General features: G+C 71.1%; 6 protein-coding genes. 1 reads left to right on the top strand and 5 read right to left on the bottom strand.

Annotation, left to right across the window (positions count from 1 at the left end):
• Nucleotides 1-108: 108 nt before the first annotated feature.
• The gene (locus ACWD26_RS42585; protein ID WP_451278905.1) at nt 109-1,110 is read left to right on the top strand and encodes an LLM class flavin-dependent oxidoreductase; all 1,002 of its coding nucleotides are present in this window, start codon (nt 109-111) and stop codon (nt 1,108-1,110) included.
• Here the strand turns inward: ACWD26_RS42585 and ACWD26_RS42580 are convergent.
• The 5 genes from ACWD26_RS42580 to ACWD26_RS42560 form a co-directional block, all read right to left on the bottom strand.
• Nucleotides 1,103-2,008 (bottom strand): lysophospholipid acyltransferase family protein, encoded by a 906-nt coding sequence (locus tag ACWD26_RS42580; protein WP_451278903.1) that lies wholly within the window; start codon nt 2,006-2,008, stop codon nt 1,103-1,105. The two genes, ACWD26_RS42585 and ACWD26_RS42580, sit on opposite strands and share 8 nt — an antisense overlap.
• A 4-nt stretch (nt 2,009-2,012) precedes the next feature.
• The gene (locus ACWD26_RS42575; RefSeq protein WP_451278901.1) at nt 2,013-2,786 is read right to left on the bottom strand and encodes a GNAT family N-acetyltransferase; all 774 of its coding nucleotides are present in this window, start codon (nt 2,784-2,786) and stop codon (nt 2,013-2,015) included.
• 393 nt (nt 2,787-3,179) lie between these two features.
• A complete protein-coding gene (locus ACWD26_RS42570; protein ID WP_451278899.1) occupies nt 3,180-3,929 on the bottom strand; it encodes a succinate dehydrogenase/fumarate reductase iron-sulfur subunit in 750 nt (249 codons plus the stop codon).
• Entirely contained in the window at nt 3,926-5,884 is a 1,959-nt protein-coding gene (locus tag ACWD26_RS42565) for a fumarate reductase/succinate dehydrogenase flavoprotein subunit (RefSeq protein ID WP_451278897.1), read from the bottom strand. The genes ACWD26_RS42570 and ACWD26_RS42565 overlap by 4 nt, the downstream gene beginning before the upstream one ends.
• 2 nt (nt 5,885-5,886) lie before the next feature.
• The gene (locus tag ACWD26_RS42560; protein ID WP_451278907.1) at nt 5,887-6,558 is read right to left on the bottom strand and encodes a succinate dehydrogenase; all 672 of its coding nucleotides are present in this window, start codon (nt 6,556-6,558) and stop codon (nt 5,887-5,889) included.
• Nucleotide 6,559: the final 1 nt, after the last annotated feature.

The following is a 6,559-nucleotide window of genomic DNA, read 5'->3' as shown; positions in this document are numbered from 1 at the left end:
GGGCGGGTGTTATACCTGGGGGGCGGTGGAATCTGCGCCTGACGCCCCGCCGGACCCGCACCCCGCGACGCCCGGGAATCCCCCCACCCCCAGAACGTTGAACCCCATATGACCCCGGCCTTCTCCTCCACCCGCTTCTCCGTCCTCGACCGCTCCCGCACCCGCGAGAACCACACCGCCCCCGAGGCCCTGCGGGACACCGTCCGGCTGGCCCAGGACGCGGAACGGCTCGGATTCCACCGCTTCTGGGTGTCGGAGCACCACGGCGTACCCGGCGTGGCCGGCTCCGCCCCCACGGTCCTGGCCGCAGCCGTCGCCGCCGCCACGCACACCATCCGCGTGGGCACCGGAGGGGTCATGCTCCCCAACCACCGCCCCCTGGTCGTCGCGGAGCAGTTCGGCGTGCTGGAGTCCCTGTTCCCGGGCCGGATCGACATGGGGCTCGGCCGTTCCGTGGGTTTCACGGACGGCGTACGCAAGGCACTGGGCCGGGACAAGGACGACGCCGACGACTTCGCGGGACAGCTCGACGAGCTGCTCGGCTGGTTCCGCGGCACGTCCCCCACGGGGGTGCACGCGCGTCCGACGGAGGGCCTGGCCGTACCCCCCTTCGTGCTCGCCATGGGCGAGGGCGCCGCGGTCGCCGCGCGGGCGGGCCTGCCGATGGTGATCGGCGACCTCCGCGACCGCGAGAAGATGCGGCGCGGCATCGACCGCTACCGCGCCGGGTTCCGCCCGTCCCCGTGGGCGGCGGAGCCGTACGTCGTCGTCTCCGGCACGATCGCCGTCGCCGGCACGCCGGAGGAGGCACAACGGATCCTGCTCCCCGAGGCCTGGGCCATGGCCCACTCCCGCACCCACGGCACGTTCCCGCCGCTCGCCCCGGCGGAGGAGGTCGAGCGGCGGACGATGACGGCCAAGGAGCGGGGCTTCTACGAGTCCGGACTGACCGGACACGTGTACGGCACCGAGGAGCAGGTCGCGCACGAACTCGAGACGGTGGTCAAGGAGACGGGTGCCCAGGAGATCCTGGTCACGACCAGCACGTACGACCGCGAGGCGCTACTGGACTCCCACCGGAGGCTGGCCCGGATCGCGGGCCTCAGCTGATCCCCAGCCGCGGGCCGGGGCCGATCTCCGTCGCGGGCCTCGGTCGAAACCCCGTCACGGAACTCGGCCGCTCTCCCCGGCATCCGCCACGCGCACCCGGCACGTGCTCGACCATGGCCGCCCCGTCGATCACCTCCGTCTGCGCGGCCCCCGCCAGGGCCCGCCGGTCGTGGTGGTCGGCCGGGTCGATGACGGGCCGTACGTCCACCTCGGCGACGACTCCGTGTGCCGACACCACCCGCCACACCGAGGTGAGCAGCGAGTCGTCCCCGACGTAGGCGGGCGCGGTGCTCGCGCCGCCCTCGGTGAACCGGTAGCGGACGCGCACCGGCTGCACGGGCACGCCGGCGTCGAGCGCGGCCTGGAACACGGCTCGCCGGAAGCGGCCCTGGGCGCGGCCGCACCAGGTGCTCCCCTCGGGGAAGGCAACGACGGCCGCACCACCGCGCAGTGCCTCGGCGATCCGGGCGACCGTCTGCGGCAGCGCGCGGATCCGGTCCCGCTCGATGAACAGCACGCCGCTCCGCGCGACGAGAGCGCCCGCCACCGGCCACGTCCGGATGTCCGACTTGGCGAGCATCCGTGCCGGACGCACCGCGCCGAGCAGCGGTATGTCCAGCCAGGAGACGTGGTTGGCGACGAGGAGCAGCCCGCCGGTGGACGGGGCGGCGCCGGTGATCCGTACCCGGACCCCCGAGGCCCGTACGGTCCACCGGCACCAGCGCCGCACCACACCGGCCGGCAGCCGCAGACCGACGAGAGTCACCAGGACCCCGACGAGGACGAGGGTCACGACCGCCACGAACCGGGCGCCGGCCCGGGGCGCGGCGGCGATCGACGCCCTCGCCTCCACGCACGCCTGCGGGCTGCAGGGCGCGCTGGGCAGCCACACGCTCATCGGGTCACGCCGCCGGGACGAGGGAGAGGAAGTGACGCAGGTAGCGGGCGTTGACCCGGCGCATCGACAGCAGCACGTACAGGTCGGCGACGCCGAAGTCCGGGTCGTGCGCGGGCTCGCCGCACACCCAGGCGCCGAGCCGCAGATAGCCGCGCAGCAGCGGCGGCAGCTCCATGCGGGCCGCCGGGGCCTCGCTCTTGGGGATCCAGGGCAGCAGCGGCCGTACTCGGTACTCCTCCGGCGCCAGGTGCTTGTCCCGGACCCGGTCCCAGGTGGCGGAGGCGAGGGTGCCGCCGTCGGCGAGCGGGATGGAGCAGCAGCCGGCCAGCCACTCGTGGCCCCGGTCGAGCATGTAGCGGGCGATGCCCGCCCAGATGAGGCCGATGACGGCGCCGTCCCGGTGGTCGGGGTGGACGCAGGAGCGGCCGACCTCGACGAGGCCGGGCCGGATGGCGTCGATCCGGCCGAGGTCGAACTCGCCCTCGGAGTACAGCCGTCCGGCGACGGCGGCCCGCTCCGGCGGCAGCAGCCGGTAGGTCCCCACCACCTGCCCGGTCAGCGTCTCCCGAACGAGCAGGTGGTCGCAGTACGCGTCGAACGGGTCGATGTCGAGCCCCGGCTGCGGGCCGGCCAGCAGGGCGCCCATCTCTCCGGCGAACACGTCGTGCCGCAGCCGCTGGGCGGCACGTACGTCGTCTTCGTCGCGGGCGAGGGTGACGGTGTAGCGGGTGGGGGCCGCTGACAGGGGAGGGGTGTCCAGAGCGGATACGGCGGTCATGGCTCACTCCAGGTCACGGGCCGGTTCGGCCTGAGCGGAAGGACAGGCCGGTCGGGTACGGCCTGCGCGTACCTGTTCTTCCGACGCCGTCTGGCCTTCGCGTGACCGGTGGCGGTTGCCCGGATGTGCGCTTGCTGAACGGAACGGTCCCGGTGGACGTCACCTGGCCGGGACACAACCCCCGAGCCACGTGCGGGTTTCATCGACGCGGATTCCCCGGAAATCCAGACGGGGCCGGGGATGAGCACCACTCCCGGCCCCGCCCGTCCGCACGATTCGGCGAACGTTCACACGTGGGTTCGGCCCGCCGCGGCGCCCTGAAAGGGGCGCCGGGAACTGCGCGATCAGCCACGAACCACGCGCACCCCGAAGGCGACGGTTCTCCCTACGGCGCTACCGCTTCCCGGCCTTCCGAGCGGCCCGCAGCCACTCCTTGTTCATCCCGGTGATGGACACCAGCGGAATCCCCTTGGGACAAGCCGTGGCACACTCCCCCGTCAGCGTGCACCCCCCGAACCCTTCCTCGTCCATCTGCTCCACCATGTCCAGCACCCGCGTCTCCCGCTCGGGCGCCCCCTGCGGCAGCACGTTCAAATGGTTCACCTTGGCCGACGTGAACAACATCGCCGCCCCGTTGGGACACGCGGCCACACAGGCCCCGCACCCGATGCACTCCGCGTGCTCGAACGCGAAGTCCGCGTCCGGCTTCGGCACAGCCGTGGCGTGCGCCTCCGGCGCGGCCCCCGTCGGCGCGGTGATGTACCCGCCGGCCTGAATGATCCGGTCGAACGCCGACCGGTCCACCACCAGGTCCTTGATCACCGGAAACGCCGAAGCCCGCCACGGCTCCACATCGATCGTGTCGCCGTCCGAGAAGGACCGCATGTGCAGCTGACAGGTCGTCGTCCGCTCCGGCCCGTGCGCGTCGCCGTTGATGACCAGCGAACACGCCCCGCAGATCCCCTCCCGGCAGTCGTGGTCGAAGGCCACCGGGTCCTCACCGCGCAGGATGAGTTCCTCGTTGAGCGTGTCGAGCATCTCCAGGAAGGACATGTCGGGCGAGATGTCGTCCACCTCGTACGTGGACATGGCGCCGTCGGCGTCGGCGGCCCGCTGCCGCCATACGCGCAGGGTGAGCTTCATGCGTAGCTCCGCTGGGTGGGGTGGACGTACTCGAAGACCAGGTCTTCCTTGTGCAGCACGGGGGCCGTACCGGTGCCCGTGAACTCCCAGGCGGCGGCGTACGAGAACTCCTCGTCCCGGCGCTCCGCCTCGCCGTCGGCCGTCTGGGACTCCTCACGGAAGTGACCGCCGCAGGACTCGCTCCGGTGCAGCGCGTCGAGGCACATCAGCTCGGCGAGTTCGAGGTAGTCGACGATCCGGTTGGCCTTCTCCAAAGACTGGTTGAACTCCTCGCCCGTTCCCGGCACCTTGATCCGCCGCCAGAACTCCTCCCGGATCTGCGGAATCCGCTCCAGCGCCTTCCGCAGCCCGCTGTCGGTCCGGGCCATACCGCAGAACTCCCACATCAGCTCACCGACTTCGCGGTGGAAGGAGTCGGGCGTGCGGTCGCCGTCGACGGAGAGCAGCAGGTTCAGCCGGTCCTCGGTCTCGGCCAGCACTTCCTGGACGACGGGGTGTTCGCGGCCGATCCCGCCCTGCTTCGGGTGCCGGGCGAGATAGTCGTTGATCGTGGCCGGCAGGACGAAGTACCCGTCGGCGAGGCCCTGCATCAGCGCGGACGCGCCGAGCCGGTTGGCTCCGTGGTCGGAGAAGTTGGCCTCACCGATCGCGAACAGGCCGGGGACGGTGGTCTGGAGGTCGTAGTCCACCCACAGCCCGCCCATCGTGTAGTGGACGGCCGGGTAGATCCGCATCGGCACCTCGTAGGGATCCTCGTCGGTGATCCGCTGGTACATGTCGAAGAGGTTGCCGTACTTGGCCTCGACGGCCCCCCGCCCCATCCGCTTGATGGCGTCGGCGAAGTCGAGGTAGACACCCTGCCCGCCGGGGCCGACGCCCCTGCCCTCGTCGCACACGTTCTTCGCGGCGCGGGAGGCGATGTCACGCGGGACCAGGTTGCCGAAGGACGGGTAGATCCGCTCCAGGTAGTAGTCGCGCTCGTCCTCGGGGATCTGGTGCGCGGGCCGCTGGTCGCCCTTGGCCTTCGGCACCCAGATCCGCCCGTCGTTGCGCAGCGACTCGCTCATCAGCGTCAGCTTCGACTGGTGGTCGCCGGTGCGCGGGATGCACGTCGGGTGGATCTGGGTGAAGCAGGGGTTCGCGAACAGGGCGCCCCGCCGGTGCGCCCGCCACACCGCCGTGGCGTTGGAGTTCATGGCGTTCGTCGACAGGTAGAAGACGTTCCCGTACCCACCGCTCGCCAGCACCACGGCGTCCGCGAAGTACGTGTCGATCTTCCCGGTGATCAGATCCCGCGCCACGATCCCGCGCGCCCGTCCGTCGATCACGATCAGGTCGAGCATCTCGGTGCGCGGATGCATCTCCACGTTCCCGGCGGCGATCTGCCGGGACAGTGCCTGGTACGCGCCGAGCAGCAGTTGCTGACCCGTCTGGCCACGGGCGTAGAAGGTCCTGGACACCTGTACGCCGCCGAAGGAGCGGGTGTCGAGCAGTCCGCCGTACTCCCGGGCGAAGGGCACGCCCTGCGCCACGCACTGGTCGATGATCTCGACGGAGATCTGCGCCAGCCGGTGGACGTTCGACTCCCTCGCCCGGAAGTCGCCGCCCTTGACGGTGTCGTAGAACAGCCGGTGCACCGAGTCGCCGTCGTTGCGGTAGTTCTTCGCGGCGTTGATGCCGCCCTGCGCGGCGATGGAGTGGGCGCGGCGCGGCGAGTCCTGGTAGCAGAACTGGACGACGTGGTAGCCCTGTTCGGCGAGCGTGGCACCCGCCGAGCCGCCCGCGAGGCCCGTGCCGACGACGATGACGGTGTGCTTGCGGCGGTTGGCGGGGTTGACGAGCTTGGCCTCGAAGCGGCGCTTGTCCCAGCGCTCGGCGATCGGGCCCTCGGGCGCCTTGCCGTCGACGACCGGGTCGCCGGTCACGTAGTCCGCGTACTCGGAGGACGTAGTCATGTTCAGCTCACCACTCCGGTCATGACGGCGACGGGTACGGAGACGAAGCCCACGGTCAGCACCAGGGCGAGGACGTCGGCGGTGGTCTTCAAAGCACGGTCGCGGGTGCGGCTGCCGGCGCCGAGGGTCTGCGCGGCGCTCCAGAAGCCGTGCCGGATGTGCAGGCCGAGCGCGAGCACCGCGACGATGTAGACGACGTTGCCGTACCAGGTGGAGAAGGTGTCGATCACGTTCTGGTACGGGTGGCCGGCCTCGAACCCGTTCGGGTGGACGGTGCCGGTCGTCAGGTCGAGGATGTGCCAGACGATGAACAGGCCGAGGATGATGCCGCCCCAGCGCATGGTGCGGGTCGCGTAGCTCGCCCGGCGCTTCTTGTGGACGTACTTGACCGGCCGGGCCTTGATGTCGCGACGGCTGAGCTGGTAGGCGGCCGTGGCGTGGGCGACGACCGCGGCGACGAGGACCACGCGGACGATCCACAGGGCCCACTCGTAGTGGAGGAAGGGCTCGCCGAGGGTGCGCAGCCAGTGCGCGTAGCCGTTGAACTCGTCCGAACCGAAGAAGATCTTGAGGTTGCCGAGCATGTGGACGACCAGGTACGCCAGCATGATCAGACCGCTGACGGCCATGACCGTCTTCTTGCCGAGGGAGCTGTCCCACACCGTGCGCGCCACG

The organism is Streptomyces sp. NPDC002787 (assembly GCF_053592095.1).
Note: the sequence above shows the minus strand (reverse complement) of the source record. Positions and strands in the feature narration are given on the sequence as shown.

Coding starts and splice junctions, on each gene's coding strand:
- ACWD26_RS42585 (WP_451278905.1), top strand. CDS start 109: ATGACCCCGGCCTTCTCCTCCACCCGCTTCTCCGTCCTCGACCGCTCC.
- ACWD26_RS42580 (WP_451278903.1), bottom strand. CDS start 2,008: ATGAGCGTGTGGCTGCCCAGCGCGCCCTGCAGCCCGCAGGCGTGCGTG.
- ACWD26_RS42575 (WP_451278901.1), bottom strand. CDS start 2,786: ATGACCGCCGTATCCGCTCTGGACACCCCTCCCCTGTCAGCGGCCCCC.
- ACWD26_RS42570 (WP_451278899.1), bottom strand. CDS start 3,929: ATGAAGCTCACCCTGCGCGTATGGCGGCAGCGGGCCGCCGACGCCGAC.
- ACWD26_RS42565 (WP_451278897.1), bottom strand. CDS start 5,884: ATGACTACGTCCTCCGAGTACGCGGACTACGTGACCGGCGACCCGGTC.